The organism is Cupriavidus taiwanensis, from assembly GCF_900250075.1.
GTDB classification, from domain to species: domain Bacteria; phylum Pseudomonadota; class Gammaproteobacteria; order Burkholderiales; family Burkholderiaceae; genus Cupriavidus; species Cupriavidus taiwanensis_C.
In genome coordinates this window covers 2,171,499-2,187,893 of the sequence record NZ_LT977070.1, presented here as the reverse complement: position 1 = coordinate 2,187,893, position 16,395 = coordinate 2,171,499, and the positions used below count along the sequence as shown (strand labels likewise).

General features: G+C 67.2%; 16 protein-coding genes. 9 read left to right on the top strand and 7 right to left on the bottom strand.

Going from position 1 to position 16,395, the window contains the following annotated elements; all coding sequences use genetic code 11:
- Nucleotides 1-76 precede the first annotated feature (76 nt).
- Nucleotides 77-511 carry a universal stress protein gene (locus tag CBM2588_RS10115; RefSeq protein WP_012353026.1) on the bottom strand — a complete coding sequence of 145 codons (435 nt, stop codon included), beginning with the start codon at nt 509-511 and terminating at the stop codon, nt 77-79.
- Nucleotides 512-680: 169 nt separating this feature from the next.
- Nucleotides 681-1,631, bottom strand: coding sequence for a LysR family transcriptional regulator (locus CBM2588_RS10110; RefSeq protein WP_115680431.1), 951 nt, complete (start codon nt 1,629-1,631; stop codon nt 681-683).
- Nucleotides 1,632-1,922: 291 nt separating this feature from the next.
- On the opposite strand from CBM2588_RS10110, the gene CBM2588_RS10105 reads away from it, so the two are divergent.
- The 6 genes from CBM2588_RS10105 to CBM2588_RS10080 all read left to right on the top strand — a co-directional run bounded on the left by CBM2588_RS10105 (nt 1,923) and on the right by CBM2588_RS10080 (nt 7,346).
- Nucleotides 1,923-2,624, top strand: a complete 702-nt coding sequence (locus CBM2588_RS10105) for a haloacid dehalogenase type II (protein ID WP_115680430.1) — start codon at nt 1,923-1,925, stop codon at nt 2,622-2,624.
- Nucleotides 2,625-2,675: 51 nt separating this feature from the next.
- Nucleotides 2,676-4,262 carry a malate synthase A gene (gene aceB / locus CBM2588_RS10100; RefSeq protein WP_115680429.1) on the top strand — a complete coding sequence of 529 codons (1,587 nt, stop codon included), beginning with the start codon at nt 2,676-2,678 and terminating at the stop codon, nt 4,260-4,262.
- Between the two features lie 342 nt (nt 4,263-4,604).
- Complete coding sequence (gene phaP3 / locus CBM2588_RS10095) at nt 4,605-5,162, top strand: TIGR01841 family phasin PhaP3 (RefSeq protein ID WP_115680428.1); 558 nt, start codon at nt 4,605-4,607, stop codon at nt 5,160-5,162.
- 276 nt (nt 5,163-5,438) lie between these two features.
- Nucleotides 5,439-6,182 (top strand): acetoacetyl-CoA reductase, encoded by a 744-nt coding sequence (gene phbB, locus CBM2588_RS10090; protein ID WP_115680427.1) that lies wholly within the window; start codon nt 5,439-5,441, stop codon nt 6,180-6,182.
- A 184-nt stretch (nt 6,183-6,366) separates the two neighbouring features.
- The gene (locus tag CBM2588_RS10085; RefSeq protein WP_115680426.1) at nt 6,367-6,798 is read left to right on the top strand and encodes a universal stress protein; all 432 of its coding nucleotides are present in this window, start codon (nt 6,367-6,369) and stop codon (nt 6,796-6,798) included.
- 71 nt (nt 6,799-6,869) lie between these two features.
- The gene (locus CBM2588_RS10080; protein ID WP_115680425.1) at nt 6,870-7,346 is read left to right on the top strand and encodes a ferritin-like domain-containing protein; all 477 of its coding nucleotides are present in this window, start codon (nt 6,870-6,872) and stop codon (nt 7,344-7,346) included.
- Nucleotides 7,347-7,381: 35 nt separating this feature from the next.
- Here CBM2588_RS10080 and CBM2588_RS10075 read toward each other — a convergent pair whose 3' ends face one another.
- Nucleotides 7,382-7,900 (bottom strand): hypothetical protein, encoded by a 519-nt coding sequence (locus CBM2588_RS10075; RefSeq protein WP_115680424.1) that lies wholly within the window; start codon nt 7,898-7,900, stop codon nt 7,382-7,384.
- A 90-nt stretch (nt 7,901-7,990) separates the two neighbouring features.
- On the bottom strand, nt 7,991-9,754 hold the full coding sequence (locus tag CBM2588_RS10070) for an ABC transporter ATP-binding protein/permease (RefSeq protein WP_115680423.1): 1,764 nt from the start codon (nt 9,752-9,754) through the stop codon (nt 7,991-7,993).
- 291 nt (nt 9,755-10,045) lie between these two features.
- On the opposite strand from CBM2588_RS10070, the gene CBM2588_RS10065 reads away from it, so the two are divergent.
- Nucleotides 10,046-11,032, top strand: coding sequence for a Bug family tripartite tricarboxylate transporter substrate binding protein (locus CBM2588_RS10065; protein WP_115680422.1), 987 nt, complete (start codon nt 10,046-10,048; stop codon nt 11,030-11,032).
- 12 nt (nt 11,033-11,044) lie between these two features.
- On the opposite strand, the gene CBM2588_RS10060 is transcribed toward CBM2588_RS10065, so the two are convergent.
- A complete protein-coding gene (locus tag CBM2588_RS10060; RefSeq protein WP_115680421.1) occupies nt 11,045-11,464 on the bottom strand; it encodes a DUF1801 domain-containing protein in 420 nt (139 codons plus the stop codon).
- 326 nt (nt 11,465-11,790) lie between these two features.
- Here CBM2588_RS10060 and CBM2588_RS31025 point away from each other — a divergent pair, with 326 nt between their 5' ends.
- Complete coding sequence (locus CBM2588_RS31025) at nt 11,791-12,546, top strand: helix-turn-helix transcriptional regulator (protein ID WP_115680420.1); 756 nt, start codon at nt 11,791-11,793, stop codon at nt 12,544-12,546.
- 98 nt (nt 12,547-12,644) lie between these two features.
- Here the strand turns inward: CBM2588_RS31025 and CBM2588_RS10050 are convergent, their stop codons facing one another.
- Entirely contained in the window at nt 12,645-14,084 is a 1,440-nt protein-coding gene (locus CBM2588_RS10050) for a hypothetical protein (RefSeq protein WP_172583578.1), read from the bottom strand.
- Between the two features lie 304 nt (nt 14,085-14,388).
- Between CBM2588_RS10050 and CBM2588_RS10045 the strand changes: the two genes are divergently transcribed.
- Nucleotides 14,389-15,492: a mandelate racemase/muconate lactonizing enzyme family protein gene (locus tag CBM2588_RS10045; RefSeq protein WP_115680417.1), complete on the top strand. Its 1,104-nt coding sequence runs from the start codon at nt 14,389-14,391 to the stop codon at nt 15,490-15,492.
- A gap of 9 nt (nt 15,493-15,501) precedes the next feature.
- Here the strand turns inward: CBM2588_RS10045 and CBM2588_RS10040 are convergent, their stop codons facing one another.
- A complete protein-coding gene (locus CBM2588_RS10040; protein WP_439897444.1) occupies nt 15,502-16,359 on the bottom strand; it encodes a metal-dependent hydrolase in 858 nt (285 codons plus the stop codon).
- Nucleotides 16,360-16,395: the final 36 nt, after the last annotated feature.

Here is a 16,395-nt window from a genome sequence, read left to right as displayed (position 1 = left end):
GCCCGCGCAAGCAAAAAACCGCCCGCACCGGTCATGCCGGTGCGGGCGGTTTTGCCTTGGCGCGCGGCGCCTTGGTTCAGCGGTAGACGATCACCGGAATGTCGGTATGCGTCAGCACCTTCTGCGTCTCGCTGCCGAGCAGCAGGCCGGACAGCCCGCGCCGGCCATGCGAGGCCATGAAGATGACGTCGCAGCCGTGGCGCTCGGCGGCGTCGATGATGCCGAGGTAGGGCACGGCAAAGGTCGACATGTCGGCGTCGAAGGTCACGCCGGCCGCCGTGGCCAGGTTTTCGACCTCTTTCAGATACAGCTTGGCCTGGTTCTCGATGCGGTCCTTGAACGCCTGCGGGGCCTCGACCACGATTTCGCTGAACGGCGTGTACGGGTATTCCTCCAGGCAGACATAGGCCGTGACGCGCGCGCCGATGGCCTTGGCGAGCTCCAGACCGCCGTTGATGGCTTTCTTGGAGAGTTCCGAGCCGTCGGTGGGAAGCAGGATATGTTGGAACATGCGGGGCTCCTTTGCTGACTAGGGGTCGGGGCAGGGCGGTGACCCGTCGGTTCGCGGCATCGCCGCGGCGCCGGGCAGCGCCTGTCTTGAATGCATTGTAGTCAGTGTGCCGAGAAGGGCATTGCGTAATGTCAATGGCGTCCGGATGGATCCTCGGCACGCCCGCGGCTCAGTCCGCCAGCACTTCCGCCATGGGGAGCGCCGCGGCCTGCTCGGACCGCCGCCAGTAGGACGGATTGCCGTAGGTGTTCTTCAGGTGGTCGATAAAGAGCCGCACGCGCAGCGGCAGGTGCTTGCGCTGCGGAAACACCGCATGGATGCCGATCGGCGGCGCCTGGAACTCGTCCAGTACTGTCACCAGCCGTCCGCTGGCAATCTCGCTGCCGACTTCCCACCACGAGCGCCAGGCCAGCCCGTTGCCTTGCAGGCACCACTCGTGCAGCACCGCGCCGTCGCTGCATTCCATGGTGCCGCCCACCTTCACGGTCACGGCGCGGCCTTCTTCCTGGAACACCCAGCCGCGCTGCATGTTGGCGCTGGCGCCGAAGGCCAGGCAGTTATGGCGCTGCAGGTCTTCCGGCGTGTTCGGGCGCCCGGCGCGCGCCAGGTATTCCGGCGCGGCCACCACCACGCGGCGGGTTTCGGCCAGCCGGATCGACACCAGGCTGGAATCGGGCAGGTCGCCCAGGCGGATGGCGCAGTCGAAGCCTTCGTTGACCAGGTCGACCACGCGGTCAGACAGGTCCAGCGTGATCGACACGTCCGGGTGCGACTCGATAAACAGCGGCACCAGCGGCGCCACGTGCTTGCGCCCATAACCTGCGGGTGCGGTCACGCGCAGGTGGCCGCTGGCCTTGACGCCGCCGGCCGAGACGCTGGCTTCGGCGTTGTGCAGGTCGTTCAGGATGCGCTGGCAGTCCTCCAGGAACGCCGAGCCCTCGAAGGTCAGGCTGATCTTGCGCGTGGTCCGCACCAGCAGCTTGACGCCCAGCCGCTCTTCCAGGGCATCGATGCGCCGGCCGATGATCGCGGGCGCCACGCCCTCGGCCGCGGCGGCGGCGGACAGGCTGCCGCGCGAGGCGACGGATACAAAGGTCTCCAGTTGTTTGAAATGGTCCACGAATGTTTCGCCTGAGTTGCACGGAAGCTCCCGCGGGGTGCCGCGCTGGCCACGCAAAGGGTGCCAAGGCGGGCCTTCGGTCACCAGTGAAGAGGATTTGGTGCGGAGTTTTGTTTTAGTCAGCCAAGATTAGTTGTGTAAAAGTAAAAGATCAAGTGACCGACGGCCACTTTGCCGCACTGCAGCGTCTCCCTACAATTCGATGCATTCAATGGTGTACAGAGCCACGCAGCTGTGGGCTGGCCGCCGCTCACGCAGTTGCCCCGTACCGTTGCAGTTGTCCAGGCTCCCATGAACAAGATCCGCGCCGTCGTCTTCGATGCTTATGGCACGCTGTTCGACGTGTATTCCGTCACCGCGCGCGCGGAGCAGCTGTTCCCGGGCCGCGGCGAGGCGCTGGCGCTGCTGTGGCGCGACCGCCAGATCGACTACACGCGCATCCGCACCATGGCCGCGCCCGACGGCGCGCACTACAAGCCGTTCTGGGCCATCACCGTGGACGCGCTGCGCTACGCCGCCGAGCGCCTGGGTCTGCCGCTGGACGAAGCCGCCGAGGCGCAGCTGCTGAAGGAATACGCGTGCCTGTCGGCGTTCCCGGAAAACCTGGGTGCACTGAAGCGCCTGCGCAAGGCGGGGCTGCCGCTGGGCATCCTGTCCAACGGCAACGCGGAGATGCTCGACATCTCGGTCAAGAGCGCCGGCATGCACGGACTGTTCGACCACGTGCTGTCGGTCGATGCGGTGCGCCAGTACAAGACAGCGCCGGCCGCCTATGCGCTGGGGCCGCTGGCCTTCGGCCTGGAGGCGCAGGAGATGCTGTTCGTCTCGTCCAACGGCTGGGACGCCTGCGGCGCCACCTGGTTCGGCTACACCACTTTCTGGATCAACCGTGCCGGCCATCCGGCGGAGCGGCTCGATGTCGCCCCCGCCGGCACCGGGCACGACATGAACGACCTGCTCGAATTCGTCCGCGCCCGTAGCGTGGCGGCATAGCAGGGCGCCCAACAACCAAAGCTATCGCTATCGTTTAACAGGAGAACACAGATGGCTATCACGCTGCCCGCGGGCATGAAGATTACCGGCGAAATCCTGCCGGCCTACGAAGATATCCTCACGCCGGAAGCCCTGGCCCTGGTAGACAAGCTGCACCGCGCCTTCGAGCCGCGCCGTCAGGAACTGCTGGCCGCGCGCGTCGCGCGCGCCAAGCGCCTGGACGCCGGCGAGGTGCCCGACTTCCTGCCGGAAACCAAGAGCATCCGCGAAGGCGACTGGAAGGTTGCCCCGGTGCCCAAGGCGCTGGAATGCCGCCGCGTGGAAATCACCGGCCCGGTCGAAGCCAAGATGGTGATCAACGCCTTCAACTCGGGCGCTGACAGCTACATGACCGACTTCGAGGATTCCAACACCCCCAACTGGCACAACCAGCTGCAGGGCCAGGTCAACCTGAAGGCCGCCGTGCGCCGCACGCTGACCCTGGAATCCAAGGGCAAGCAGTACAAGCTGAACGACAAGATCGCCACGCTGCAGGTACGTCCGCGCGGCTGGCACCTGGACGAGAAGCACGTCACCATCGACGGCAAGCGCGTCTCGGGCGGCATCTTCGACTTCGCGCTGTTCCTGTTCCACAACGCCAAGGAGCAGATCGCCCGCGGCGCCGGCCCGTTCTTCTACCTGCCGAAGATGGAAAGCCATCTGGAAGCGCGCCTGTGGAACGACATCTTCGTGATGGCGCAGAACGAAATCGGCCTGCCGCAGGGCACCATCAAGGCCACCGTGCTGATCGAGACCATCCTCGCCGCGTTCGAGATGGACGAAATCCTGTATGAGCTGCGCGAGCACAGCGCGGGCCTGAACGCCGGCCGCTGGGACTACATCTTCTCGTGCATCAAGAAGTTCAAGAACGACAAGGACTTCTGCCTGGCCGACCGCGCCAAGGTCACCATGACCGCGCCGTTCATGCGCTCGTATGCGCTGCTGCTGCTCAAGACCTGCCACCACCGCGGCGCGCCCGCGATCGGCGGCATGAGCGCGCTGATCCCGATCAAGAACGATCCGGAGAAGAACGCCATCGCCATGGAAGGCATCATCAGCGACAAGCGCCGCGATGCCACCGATGGCTACGACGGCGGCTGGGTGGCGCACCCGGGCCTGGTCGAGCCGGCCATGAAGGAATTCGTGGCGGTGCTGGGCGACAAGCCGAACCAGTTCGAGAAGCAGCGTCCGGACGTGCAGGTGAAGGGCGCCGACCTGCTGAACTTCCAGCCGGAAACGCCGATCACCGAGCACGGCCTGCGCATGAACATCAACGTCGGCATCCACTACCTGGGCGCCTGGCTGGCCGGCAACGGCTGCGTGCCGATCCACAACCTGATGGAAGACGCCGCCACCGCCGAGATCTCGCGCTCGCAGGTGTGGCAGTGGATCCGCTCGCCCAAGGGCAAGCTGGAAGACGGCACCAAGGTCACGGCCGAGCTGGTGCGCAAGCTGATCCCGGAAGAGCTGGCCAAGGTGAAGGAACTGGTTGGTGGCGACACCAGCACCTATGACCGTGCCGCCGAGATTTTCGAGCAGATGTCGACGTCGGAGGACTTTGCCGAGTTCCTGACGCTGCCGCTGTACGAAGAAGTCTGAGCAAGCACTTGCCGCATCCAGGAAACCGCAGCTTCGGCTGCGGTTTTTTTTCGTTTTTTCCACTGGGAAGGGTTGAATTAAGCCGCTCTTATATCTGTCCTGCGCTGCAACAATACACCGTAAGTACTTGTAACATTTGGGTCCTCCGCAACGCTTTTATTGTCCGGTCTTCAAGACTATTTGGGTTTATCCCTAGCGCGTGAAAACAGAGAAAGACTCTAGGATGCGGGTTCGATGGTGCGCTGCAAGATTGGCGGCGCGGCCAGGGAACGAAGCTTGTGCGTGTTCCCTTGCCAGTGCCGGTGCGCCACCCCGTCCCGATCCACCCCATAGGAGATCTGCATGTCACCTTTTACGCCCGAACAATTTGCTGCGGCGCAGAAGTCCAACGTGAGCCATTTGTTCGCGCTGACGAACACGGCGTTTGAAGGCTTCCAGAAGTTGACCGAACTGAACCTGCAGACGCTCAGGGCCACGCTCAGCGAAGGCCAGGAAAACGTCCAGGCGGCGCTGGCCGGCAAGGACTTGCGCGAAGTGTTCGCGGCGCAGGGCAACCTGGCCCAGCCGGCTGCCGAGAAGGCGGTGGCGTATGCGCGCCACGTCTATGAGATCGCGTCGAATACGCAGGCCGAACTGAGCAAGGCCGTCGAGGCCCAGTACGAACAGCACAACCGCAACGTCCAGGCTTTCGTCGACACCTTCGTGAAGAACGCGCCGGCGGGATCGGAAGCGCTGACCGCGCTGCTGCAGTCGGGCGTTGCCGCGGCCAGCAATACCTACCAGTCGTTCCAGGACGCCGCCAAGCAGACCGCCGAAGTCGCCAGGGCCAACTTTGCCAAGACCGCCGCAGCCGCGTCGGCCACGGCCGCGAACGCTACGCCGCGCGCCGCCAAGGCGTAACAGCACAGCGAACACAGCGCTGGCCCGGCCAGGCCGGAGCGCGCGCTGCACACAGATCGCAGGCATGCAGGCCCGGGAGCCCCGCGTTCCCGGCCCCGCGGCACTGCGACACCATATCTTCCCGCCCCATCCATGCGCACCGGGACCGGCACGGTCCGGCCCGGCATGGACGCGCTTTGCCTGCGCGACGGTGGCGGGAACTTGCTCGGGGACTACCGGGGGAATGTCCCCTCCTGCAAGGCAGGGGTCTTTCAACTCACGAACGACGCAATCAGCATGACGAAGAGAATCGCATTGGTAACAGGTGGCATGGGTGGACTCGGCGAAGCCATCAGCATCCGGCTGCACGACGCCGGCCATGCCGTGGTGGTGACGCACTCGCCCGGCAATGCCAACGCCGGCGAGTGGCTGGCCACGATGGCGGCCAGCGGCCGCGAGATGCGCGCCTATGAGGTCGACGTATCCGACTATGACGCCTGCCAGGCCTGCGCCGCGCGCATCCTGGCCGACGTCGGCCAGGTCGACATCCTGGTAAACAATGCCGGCATTACGCGCGACATGGCGTTCAAGAAGATGGACAAGCCGAACTGGGATGCGGTGATGCGGACCAATCTCGATTCGGTGTTCAATCTCACCAAGCCGCTGTGCGAGGGCATGGTCGAGCGCGGCTGGGGCCGCATCATCAATATCTCGTCGGTGAACGGCTCCAAGGGGGCGTTCGGCCAGACCAACTATGCCGCGGCCAAGGCCGGCATGCACGGCTTCACCAAGTCGCTGGCGCTGGAAGTGGCGCGCAAGGGCGTGACCGTCAACACGGTCTCGCCGGGCTACCTGGCCACCAGGATGGTCAACGCCGTGCCCAGGGAAATCATGGAGACCAAGATCCTGCCGCAGATCCCGGTGGGCCGGGTCGGCAAGCCGGAGGAAGTGGCGGCGCTGGTGGCCTTCCTGTGCTCCGAGGACGCGGCCTATGTGACCGGCTCCAATATCGCCATCAACGGCGGGCAGCACATGCAGTAAGGAAGACAGTGCCAGGATCTCGGCAAGGGTCCTGGCCCGCTTCCGCCCATGCTTCCCACGTCGCAAGCGCGCCGGCCGCCGGCCATCGTTGCGTTCCTCCGCAGGCCGGATTCTTGTCCATACTGAAGCTTGGCCGGCGGAGCGCCTCACCTCCGCCGCGAACCAACGCATTGGGAGGGGAATCGTGTTCAAGCACATCTTGCTGGCCACCGATGGCTCGGAACTTTCAAGGATGGCGATGGAAGCGGCGATCGGCTTTGTCAAGGCCGATGGCGCCAGGCTGACTGCCTATACCTGCATGGAGGAGTATCCCTACCTGGCATCGGGCGACGCCGGCCATCCCAGGCGCAAGGCCTTCGAAGAGCAGGAAGCCGAACGGGCCAGGGCGCGGCTGGATGAGGTGGTTGCCGCCGCCAGGGCGGCGGGCGTAGCGTGCGCCACCGACATGACGGCAACCGTTCCCTACAAGGGCATCATCGACGCCGCGGCAAGGCACGAGTGTGATGTGATCTTCATGGCGTCGCACGGCCGCAGAGGCCTGGATGCCTTGCTGGTCGGCAGTGAAACGCAGAAGGTGCTGACCCACTGCCGGGTCCCGGTGCTGGTCTACCGCTGAAGGCGCGGGAGCAGGGCGCAGGCGCGCGCTGCGGGCCTGCCGCTGGACTTCACCCACAGGGAGGTGCTGCCATGGCGGACATCGAACAGGACAAGGTTGTCGGCGTGCTCAACCGGATCCTCGAGGCCGAGCTCGCCGGCGTGGTGCGCTACACGCACTATTCGTTCCTGATCTTCGGCTTCGGGCGCATCCCGATCGTGTCGTGGCTGCGCGAGCAGGCCAACGAGTCGCTGCTGCATGCGCAGCAGGCCGGCGAATGGATCACCACTCTTGGCGCTTATCCCTCGCTCGGCATCGGCGAGCTGCTGGACGCCCACACCCAGGATATCGGCGCGATCCTGCGCGAGTCGCTGGCCACGGAGCAGGAGGCGCTGGCGTTGTACCGGGAACTGCTCGGCCTGGTCGAGGGCCGCTCCGTTGCCCTGGAGGAGTATGCGCGGCAGTTGATCCAGCTCGAGGAGCTGCATGCAGGCGAGGTCGAGAAGATGCTGCGCAAGCCGGGCGCGCCAATGATGCCCGATCCTGCCAGACGCGCCGACCCCGGATAGGGCCGGCATGGCGTGGCGGCCTGTTGCCGGCCCGCTCACTTGCTGCCATCGCGCGCATCCCCGCCGATCGCATCGACGATGATCATGGTGCGGTCCAGCACCCCGCGCTCGTCGAAGTACGCGCTGAAGTGCGCCGGCTGGAACGCGCCGGCGTAGAGCCGGTACGACCACGCCTCGCGTTTCATCATCGGGTAGTACTCGACCGGCTCGCGTGGCAGGCCGAAGTGCTCGGCCACGTCCTGCTTGGTCCACACGCCCGGGCGGGCGGCGTAGATTTCCTTCTCGGTCAGCATCTGGCGGAAGCTGGTCAGCTTGCCGCCGGCGTCGAAGTCGGCGGCATACACCTCGAAGCCCAGCGGCTGCTTGGAATAGATCCAGCGGCTGGTGCCATTGGCGAGCGGGTAGGTTTCGGAAGGCGCGCCGAAGGTATCGCGCACGGCGCTCTGCGGGCTGCCGATCATTTTCTGCGCGGTCTGCACGGGCTGCAGCGTTGCGCAGGCGCACAGCAGGGTCGCCGCGGCGGCGGCCAGCCAGACGGACAGGCGATGGCGCATGGTGGGTCTCCGGTAAGCACTGCGCAGGGGATCTGTTCAGCATAGCGCAACGCATCCGGGCGCGTGCAGCCGCTGCCGCCGCGGTGCCCGTTACCAGCCGAATCGGTACTCCTTTGCCGGATGCAGGCGCCAGCTGCCGTCGCCCGGCAGCTCCAGCACCTGGTGGTGGTACTTCAGCAGCGTGGGCCGGTGGCTGACGCTGACCAGCGTCGCCTGCAAGCCGGCCAGCAACTGGTACAAGGCCTCTTCGTTGATGATGTCCAGGGCGCTGGTGGCCTCGTCCAGCATCACATAGCGCGGCCTCGCCAGCAGCACGCGCGCGATGGTCAGGCGCTGCTGCTCGCCCAGCGACAGCACCTTGCTCCAGTCCACTTCCGTGTCGAGCCCGCCGAAGCGGCCGGCAATGTCGCGCAGGTTGACGGTATCCAGCAATTGCAGCAGCTCGTCGTCTGCTACCCGCCGGCCGACATGGTTGGGGTAGAGCAGCTGGCTGCGCAGGCTGCCGACCACCATGTACGGATGCTGGGGCAGGAACAGCATGTCCTGCGGCGCCGGCCGCACGATGCGGCCGGTGCCGCTGTTCCACAGCCCCGCGATCGCGCGCATCAGCGAACTCTTGCCGCCGCCGCTGGCGCCGACGATCAGCAGTCCCTCGCCGGGACTGATCGACACGCTCAGGTCGGTGACCAGTGTGCGCTCCTGGTTGGGCGTCTGCAGCGTGACATGTTCCAGCGCGAGCCGCGAGTCCTGGCGGGACTCGATGGTGGAGGCAGCCCGCGGCGCCGTAGTCTTTTTCCCGGTCAGGGTGCTGGAGAACGTGTCCAGGCGGTCGAGTCCGGCCACGAACCGGCTCAGGTCTTCGAAGTTGTCGACGATCACCGTCAGCGCGTTCAGCACGGCGGCGAAGGCGCCCGCGGCGCGGATCGCGCTGCCGACCTCGAGCTCGCCGTCCAGCACGCGCGAGGCCACGATCGCGCTGGGCAGCAGGATGGTCAGGAAGCCATAGCCATACTGGAACATGTTCAGCCCCAGCTGCCACCGGATCAGCCGCTCGAAATTCTGGAACGCCTTGCCGAAGCGCCCGCGCACGTGGGATGACTCCTGCGGCTCGCCGCGATAGAACGCAATCGATTCGGCGTTCTCGCGCACGCGGATCAGGCTGAAGCGGAAGTCGGCCTCGCGCTTGAGCTGGTAGAAATTCAGGCCGATCAGCACCCGCCCGAAACAGGCGATCGAGACAAAGGTGCCGGCAATCGCGTACACCACCAGGAAATAGACCAGCTCCCTGGAGATCATCCACAGCACCGCGCTGAACGCAATCAGCTGCAGCAGCGCCCCGATGCCGATCGACAGGAAGAACAGCGACTGCCGCGTAAAGGTGTTGATGTCCTCGGAGATGCGCTGGTCGGGATTGTCGATGCCGGCATCCGCATTGAGCTTGTAGAAAATGCGGTTCTTGAAATATCCGTCCAGGTAATGGTGGGTCATCCAGCGCCGCCAGTGCAGGCCCAGCGTGTTGCGAATGTAGTAATAGACCGCGTAGACGGGTATGGCGACGATCAGGATATACAGGCAGGTGCGGATCGAGGCCCAGAAGCGCTCGGCGTCGCGCGCCGCCAGCGCCGAGGTGAATTCGCCGGTCTGCTCGTTGATCAGCACCTCGGCCTGGGTCTGGCCCAGCAGCAGCAGGATCAGCACCAGCAGCAGGCCGGCGGCCTTCCATCGCTCCTGCGAGACCCAGTAGGGTTTGGCAATCACCCAATAGCGGGTCCAGACATGCCGCGTCGACGTGGCGGGGCGTTTGCCGGGGGGCGTAGTGCTGTCGGCCACCTGAGGCTCGGGCACGGCGCTCATAATCCACCTCCGGGGTGAGCGGATTTCATTATCGTCACATCGCGGCACGGCTTCGGGCGTGGACCGCGGCGCGGCGGAAAATGACTATTGAAATATAGGCCAGCAAAAACGATGCCCGGCGCTTTTGCGCGCCCTCCGGGCACGGCGAGCCTATGCGCAAGGGTTCGGCCCGCCGCCGGCTGCCGCCGCCGCGCATGGTGGAAACCCGGGCGTGTCCCCGGCCTGAACAGTCACTAAGATGAAAGACCCGCCGCCGGTGCGGCGCACAACGATAACGCGGAGACTTCATCTATGGATCGTCGACAGTTCCTGGGCGCCACCGCATTCGCGGTGGCCGCCGGCGTGGCGCCGCACGCGCTGGCCCAGCAATGGCCCGCGCGCGCCATCCGGCTGGTGGTGGCCTATCCGCCGGGCGGCGGCACCGACGTGGTGGCGCGCCTGTTCGCCGACTACCTCGCACGCGTGGTCGGACAGTCGGTGGTGGTGGAGAACAAGCCCGGCGGTGCCACCATTCCCGCCACGCAGGACGTGATCCGCGCGAAGAACGACGGCCAGACCCTGCTGGTGACGCTGGGCTCTTCGGCCACCTCGGGCGCGCATATCAACCGCGTTCCCTACGATCCCTTGACCGACCTGACCGCGCTCGCCGAACTCGGCCGCGCGCCAGTGCTGCTGGCCGCCAACAAGGATGCGCCGTACAACACGCTGAAGGAACTGGTGGCCTACGCCAAGGCGAATCCGGGCAAGCCGATCCACTCGGCCTCGTACGGTCCGGGCACGTCGTCACACTTCGGCCCGCTGCTGTTCAACCGGCTCGCCGGCACCAATCTCGAACCGGTGCTGTACAAGGGGTCCGCGCCTGCCACGCAGGATCTGGTGGGCGGCGTGGTGCCGCTGATGATCGACGGCCTGACCACCGGCGTGCCGCTGTACCAGTCCGGCAAGACCAAGGTGCTGGCCACCACCATCCCGGAACGCTCCGAGCTCGCGCCCGGCGCGCCCACGTTCCGCGAACTGGGCTACCCCGAGATGGAGCAGCTCAGCGGCTATTTCGCGCTGTTTGGCCCCAAGGCCATGCCCCGCGAGACGGTGGAGGCGGTCTCCGCCGCGGTGCGCAAGGTGCTGGCCGATCCCGCCTACCAGAAGCGGCTGGCGGGCGTGGGCGTGCTGCCGCCGCAGGCGGTCACGCCCGATGCGTTTGCCGCGCAGATCCGCGCCGACCACGCGCGCTGGGGGCAGTTCATCAAGGACATCGGCTTCAAGATCGAGGGAAGCTGAACTCCCTGCGCTTCAAGCGTCGTCTTGCTGGCTGGCCTGTGCCCGGGTGCGCGCCGGCGCTTTTTTCTTCGCCTTGCCCTGGTTGAATGCGATCGCGGCGCGGACCAGGGCCTTGAGCGCGCGCGCATCGATCTTGTCGCCCTCGGCGAAGTCGATCGCGCGCCATTTGCTGCCGCCCAGGCCGGCGTTGAAAAGGTGGTCCGGGTCGGGCAGGCTGGCGCCGTTGGTAAAGGTAACCTTTACCTTGGCCTTGTGGGCGTTGGCGACGGCGATCATGCCGTCGCGCGACCATACCGGGCTGCCCATCCATTTCCATTCCTCGACGATGCCGCTGTCTGCGGCAAGGATGGCCTTGCGCAGGCTGGCCAGGGTCTGGCCGCGCCAGTCGGCCAGGCCCGCGATCAGCTGGTCGATCTGTTCAGATGGCTGCATCGATGCTCGTTCCTCAAGGTTCTGGCTGACCGGCTTATCATAGCCGCTCAGTGCGGTCTCGCCGACCCGCGTCAACCAGGGGAGGCGAGAACTTCGACGAGGCGCTGCCGGCGCACTGGATCCGGCAGGCCGCGGCGCTGCCGGAGTGGAAGCCTTAGCCAGGGGCCGCGCGGCCCGCGCATGCCGAAGCGCTTCCCCCGAACGGGGCGTTCCATGGCGGCGGAATTCGCATACCCTCGCAAGCTTCATTGGCCGGCGGCCAGTTGCCGCACGGCCGCGTCTTCACGATCGCACCCGCGACGGGCGCGCATCCTGCCGGAGATTGCATGAAGGTAGATCCGCTTCGTGACTGGCAATATGCCGAGACCGTGCTGAACGCGCGCACGCCGCAGGAAGTGGCACAGGTGGCGCTGCGCGCGGCCCGGGCCATGGGCTTCAACCACCATGCCTACGTCATGAAGCAGCCCACGCTGGGCCCGCACGACGACAACGACTTCGTCTGCTTCCACGATTTTTCGGCGGACTGGGCGCGGGCGCGCTACGAGCCGCTGCGCGCGAAGCGGCACGAGGATGGCGACGCCCGCGTGGCGCACGTGCGCGCGGGCATGCCGGCGACGTCGTGGAATGCGCTGGGCGAGGTCGACCACACGCGTCGCGATATCGGACAGAGCGCGCGCAAGCTGCTGCGCAGCGCGGGCGAGCACGGGCTCAACGCCGGCCTGACCATTCCGCTATGGACGCCCGGCATCGACTGGGCCTTCATGACGCTGACCACCGATGCCACCTGCGACCTGCGCGCGCTGCGCACCACGCTGCCACCGATGAGCTACTTTGCGCACTGCCTGCATTCGGCGCTGCGGCGGCTGCAAGGCGAGGCCGCGCGCCCGGCGCTGAGCCGGCGCCAGCGCGAGATCCTGCACTGGGCGGCGATCGGCAAGACCACATGGGAGATCTCCAGCATCCTCGGCATCAGCGAGAGCACCGTCTACTTCCACCTCAACGTTGCCGCCGGCAAGCTCAATACGCGCGGGCGCCAGGCCACCTGCGCGCGCGCGGTGGCGCTGGGGCTGCTGTCGATCTGACACCAATGCGGCGTTGACCGGGCGGCCGGCGGTTAACGCGGAGCAGCCCCGGGGCAACACCTTCCCCCGGGGCTTGCAGTCGGCGCGACGACCGCGCGTCAGTTGGCCGGCGTGTAATAGCGGCCGGCGATACGGGTGCCGGCATCGCTCCACTGGTTCCAGACCAGCGCCGCATTGCCTTTCTCGTTCACCGCCAGCGCGGGAATCGCGGCGGTGTCGCCGTAGCTCTCGCCCAGCGCGGCGGTGCCCCAGCCGGTGCCGGCGACATAGCGGTTGGTCCACAGGTCGGCCACGCTGCTGCCGTCGGGCGCCTGGGTCCAGGCGACAAAGCCATTGCCGGCGCCGTCCAGGCCAACCGTCGGCAGGCTCGGCGTGCGCGTGCTGGCACTCAGCAGCACGGTCTCGCTGCCCCAGGCGCCGTTGGCCGGGGCCACGCTGGCCACCAGCGTGTTGTCGTTGCGGCCCCAGGCCACCATGGCGTCGCCGCGCGCATTGACCGACAGACGCGCCTTGCTGATGAAGGCTTCGGCCACCGGCGGCGCCACCGCGACGGGGTTCTGCCAGGCCGAGGTGAATCGCCGCGCGTACAGCGTGCTTGCCACGGTGCCGTTGGCGACATCGGATTGTCCCCATACCAGCGTGGCATTGCCGCTGCCGTCCATGGCGATGGCGGGATAGCCGAGCGAGCGGTCGATGCTGTCGTCGCGCACCAGCTCGCTGGGCGCGTCCCAGCTGCCGCCGCTGAAGCGGCTGGTCCAGATGCCGTTGCTGGCCAGGTCGGTCAGTTCCCACACGGCGATCGCCTCGCCCGAGGGCGCCATGGCAACCTGCGGCCGCAGGTTCTGGATGCCGGCGTCATTGGGCGTCGCGAACGTCGATTCCGTGCCCCAGCCGCTGGCGGGGGTGTAGCGGTTCGCGACGATCTTGAACGGGCCGAACTGGCCGTCGCGCTGGCTCCACACCGCGACCGCGTTGCCGCTGGTGTCCATGCCGACCTGTGGCTGCACGGCCAGCCCGGCGCCGGTCTCGATGCGGGCCAGCGTGCCCCAGCCGGTGGCCGGGTCGAAGGGCCGGGCCCAGATGTCGTAGGCGCCCGCGGTGGTCAGCTGCGCCCACACCACCATGGCGCGGCCGCTAGCGCGGTCCATCGCGATCTGCGGACCGTCGGTGGCGCCGGCGGCGTCGTTTTCCAGCGCCACCGGCGCGCTCCAGCCGGAACCCGGCACGTAGCGGCTTGCCAGCACGCTTTCGTTGGCGGTGCCCTCATCGAGCTGCATCCAGACCGCGATGGCGTTGCCCGCGGCATCGATGGCGACGTTGACATGGCCCGCGCCGGCCTCGGTGAACGGCGCCGGATCGGTCCAGCCCGCCGGCGCTGGCGTGCCGGGGTTGCCAGGCGTGCCGGGCGTGCCGGGCGTGCCGGGCGTTCCCGGGGTGCCAGGGTTGCCGGTGTTGGGTTGCGGTGTCGTGCTGTTATCGTCCCCGCCGCACGCGGACAGCGCCGCGCAAATCGCCATCAGCAAAATCGTCTTACGCATTGAGTCTTCCCTTTCGGATCTTGTTCTTCAACGATCAATTCGCGGCCGGGGCCGGCATGGCGCCGCTGTGGAGGCCGCAGCGGACGCGATGCCTGGGGCTGGCGCGAATTGCCACGGGCGAGAATAGGGAAAGGCGGGCAGGGTGGCGCGCCGACCCTGTGGGATTCCACAGGGTGGCTGCAATACGCGCCGGTGGTCCACGGTCATGCGGGGCCGCCTTGTGGCCTATATTGAAGTCCTGCGCGGCATGGGCATCGGCATTGCCTGTCGTAGCCCGAGCGACCGCGGACCAAAGGAGCGCGCCATGAAGATCGCCGGCATCGAAGCCATCGCCCTGCGCATTCCGTTCACGGTCGGCGGCGTGTCGGCTGCGGGGGTCTGGGGCGGGGCCGGCATGCAGGCCGCCGATTCGCTGCTGCTCAAGGTGAGCACCGATGACGGCCTGGTCGGCTGGGGCGAAACCTTCGGCTTTGTCGGCGTTCCCGCGGCCCGGGCGGCGATCGAGCAGATGCTGGCGCCGGCCTGCATCGGCCGTGACGCGAGCCAGATCGATGCGATCGGCCTCGACCTGCAACGCAGCTTCCATGTGTTCGGGCGCAGCGGGCCCTTGTTCTACGGGCTGTCGGCGCTCGATATCGCGCTGTGGGACCTGTGCGGCAAGGCGGCGGGGCTACCCGTCTACCGGCTGCTGGGCGGGGCGCGGCGCGAGCAGCTGCCGGCCTACGCCAGCCTGATCCGCTATGCCGATGCCGAAGCGATCGCGGTCAACGTCAGGCGCGCCATCGCCGATGGCTACCGCAGCCTGAAGCTGCATGAAGTCGACCTGGCCGTGATCCGCGCTGCGCGCGCGGCCGCGGGCCCGGATATCGAGATCACGCTGGATACGAATTGCCCGTGGACGCTGCACGAGGCCATCGATATGGCCCGCGCCCTGCAGCCCTTGTCGCTAAGGTGGCTGGAAGAGCCGCTGTGGCCGCCCGAGAACTACGCCGGACTCGCGGCGCTGCGCCGGCAATGCGCGATTCCGCTCGCCGCCGGCGAGAATGCGACCACGCTGATGGAATTCGAGCACCTGCTTGGCATCGGTGCCGTCGATGTGGTGCAGCCGAGCCCGGCCAAGATGGGCGGCATCAGCGCGCTGCGCGATGTCTTTGCCCTGGCCAGGGCGCACAACGCGCAGGTGATGGTCCATACCTTCTACGACGGCCCCGGACTGCTGGCGGCCATGCATGCCACCGCGGCGCTGGGCGATGCCGACGCCATGATCGAATGGCGCTACTTCGACATGGCCGCGCAAGTGCTGGGCGATGCCGTGGTGCCGCGCGACGGCATGATCGCGCTGCCCGCCGGCCCGGGCCTGGGCCTCGACCCGGATCCGGAAGTGATCCGGCGCTACCGCGTCGGCTGACGCCGGCGCTCAGAAGTCGACCTTCTCTCCGGGCTGCGGCACGATCACGCTTGCCGCGGCACCAGTACCGAGCGCCGCCTTGAATTGCTCCGGCGTGCCGCTCGCTTGCGGCGAGGTCTGGTAGTGGATCGGAATGGCGAAGCGCGGCCGGATCAGGTCGCGCACGGCGATCGCGGCATCCTGTGGTCCCATGGTGGAATGCCCGCCGATCGGGATCAGCACCAGATCCGGCTTGTAGATCTCGCCGATCAGGCGCATGTCGCCGAACAGCCCGGTATCGCCCATGTGCCAGATGCGGAAGCCGTTCTCCAGTTCGATGACGTAGCCGACCGGCTCGCCGCCGTAGTGGGTCTCGTCCTTGCCGGTGGCCGGGTTCTTCAGCGCCAGTTCCGACGAGTGTTCCGCATGCACCGCCGTGATCTTCGGGCCCGCCGGGCCAAACGGCATCACCGTGCCGCTCTTGCCGAAGCGCTGCACCTGCGCCTCCGGGACCAGGCCGAGACTGACCAGCGCCCGGCCCAGGCCGCCGCCGTTGTACACCGGCGCGTTGGTCAGCCGGGCCAGCGCGGGGGTGTCGCCGAGGTGGTCGTTGTGGGCATGCGTGACGAGGATCAGGTCGACCTTGCCGAGCGCGGGCAGCTGTTTGAAGCCGGGCGGGGTCTTGGGATTGTTGGTCAGCCATGGGTCGATCACGATGACCTTGCCGCCCGGCGTGGTGATGCGCGTGGCGGCCTGGCCCAGCCACAGCACTTCGGCCTTGCCCGCGGTGGGCTGGCCGGGCGTTACCGGGCGCGGGGCGTCCGCCGGCGGCGTGGGCGCGGCACAGGCGCCGAGCAGGGCGGTGAGCGTGATGACGGCGGCGAGCATCCTCGCAAGGTGTCTGAGCATGTCCTTCCTCCGTGA

Bases quoted from the DNA above. Each gene is read 5' to 3' on its own strand.
- CBM2588_RS10115 (WP_012353026.1), bottom strand. From the start codon at position 511: ATGTTCCAACATATCCTGCTTCCCACCGACGGCTCGGAACTCTCCAAG.
- CBM2588_RS10105 (WP_115680430.1), top strand. From the start codon at position 1,923: ATGAACAAGATCCGCGCCGTCGTCTTCGATGCTTATGGCACGCTGTTC.
- aceB (WP_115680429.1), top strand. From the start codon at position 2,676: ATGGCTATCACGCTGCCCGCGGGCATGAAGATTACCGGCGAAATCCTG.
- phaP3 (WP_115680428.1), top strand. From the start codon at position 4,605: ATGTCACCTTTTACGCCCGAACAATTTGCTGCGGCGCAGAAGTCCAAC.
- phbB (WP_115680427.1), top strand. From the start codon at position 5,439: ATGACGAAGAGAATCGCATTGGTAACAGGTGGCATGGGTGGACTCGGC.
- CBM2588_RS10080 (WP_115680425.1), top strand. From the start codon at position 6,870: ATGGCGGACATCGAACAGGACAAGGTTGTCGGCGTGCTCAACCGGATC.
- CBM2588_RS10075 (WP_115680424.1), bottom strand. From the start codon at position 7,900: ATGCGCCATCGCCTGTCCGTCTGGCTGGCCGCCGCCGCGGCGACCCTG.
- CBM2588_RS10070 (WP_115680423.1), bottom strand. From the start codon at position 9,754: ATGAGCGCCGTGCCCGAGCCTCAGGTGGCCGACAGCACTACGCCCCCC.
- CBM2588_RS10065 (WP_115680422.1), top strand. From the start codon at position 10,046: ATGGATCGTCGACAGTTCCTGGGCGCCACCGCATTCGCGGTGGCCGCC.
- CBM2588_RS10060 (WP_115680421.1), bottom strand. From the start codon at position 11,464: ATGCAGCCATCTGAACAGATCGACCAGCTGATCGCGGGCCTGGCCGAC.
- CBM2588_RS31025 (WP_115680420.1), top strand. From the start codon at position 11,791: ATGAAGGTAGATCCGCTTCGTGACTGGCAATATGCCGAGACCGTGCTG.
- CBM2588_RS10050 (WP_172583578.1), bottom strand. From the start codon at position 14,084: ATGCGTAAGACGATTTTGCTGATGGCGATTTGCGCGGCGCTGTCCGCG.
- CBM2588_RS10045 (WP_115680417.1), top strand. From the start codon at position 14,389: ATGAAGATCGCCGGCATCGAAGCCATCGCCCTGCGCATTCCGTTCACG.
- CBM2588_RS10040 (WP_439897444.1), bottom strand. From the start codon at position 16,359: ATGCTCGCCGCCGTCATCACGCTCACCGCCCTGCTCGGCGCCTGTGCC.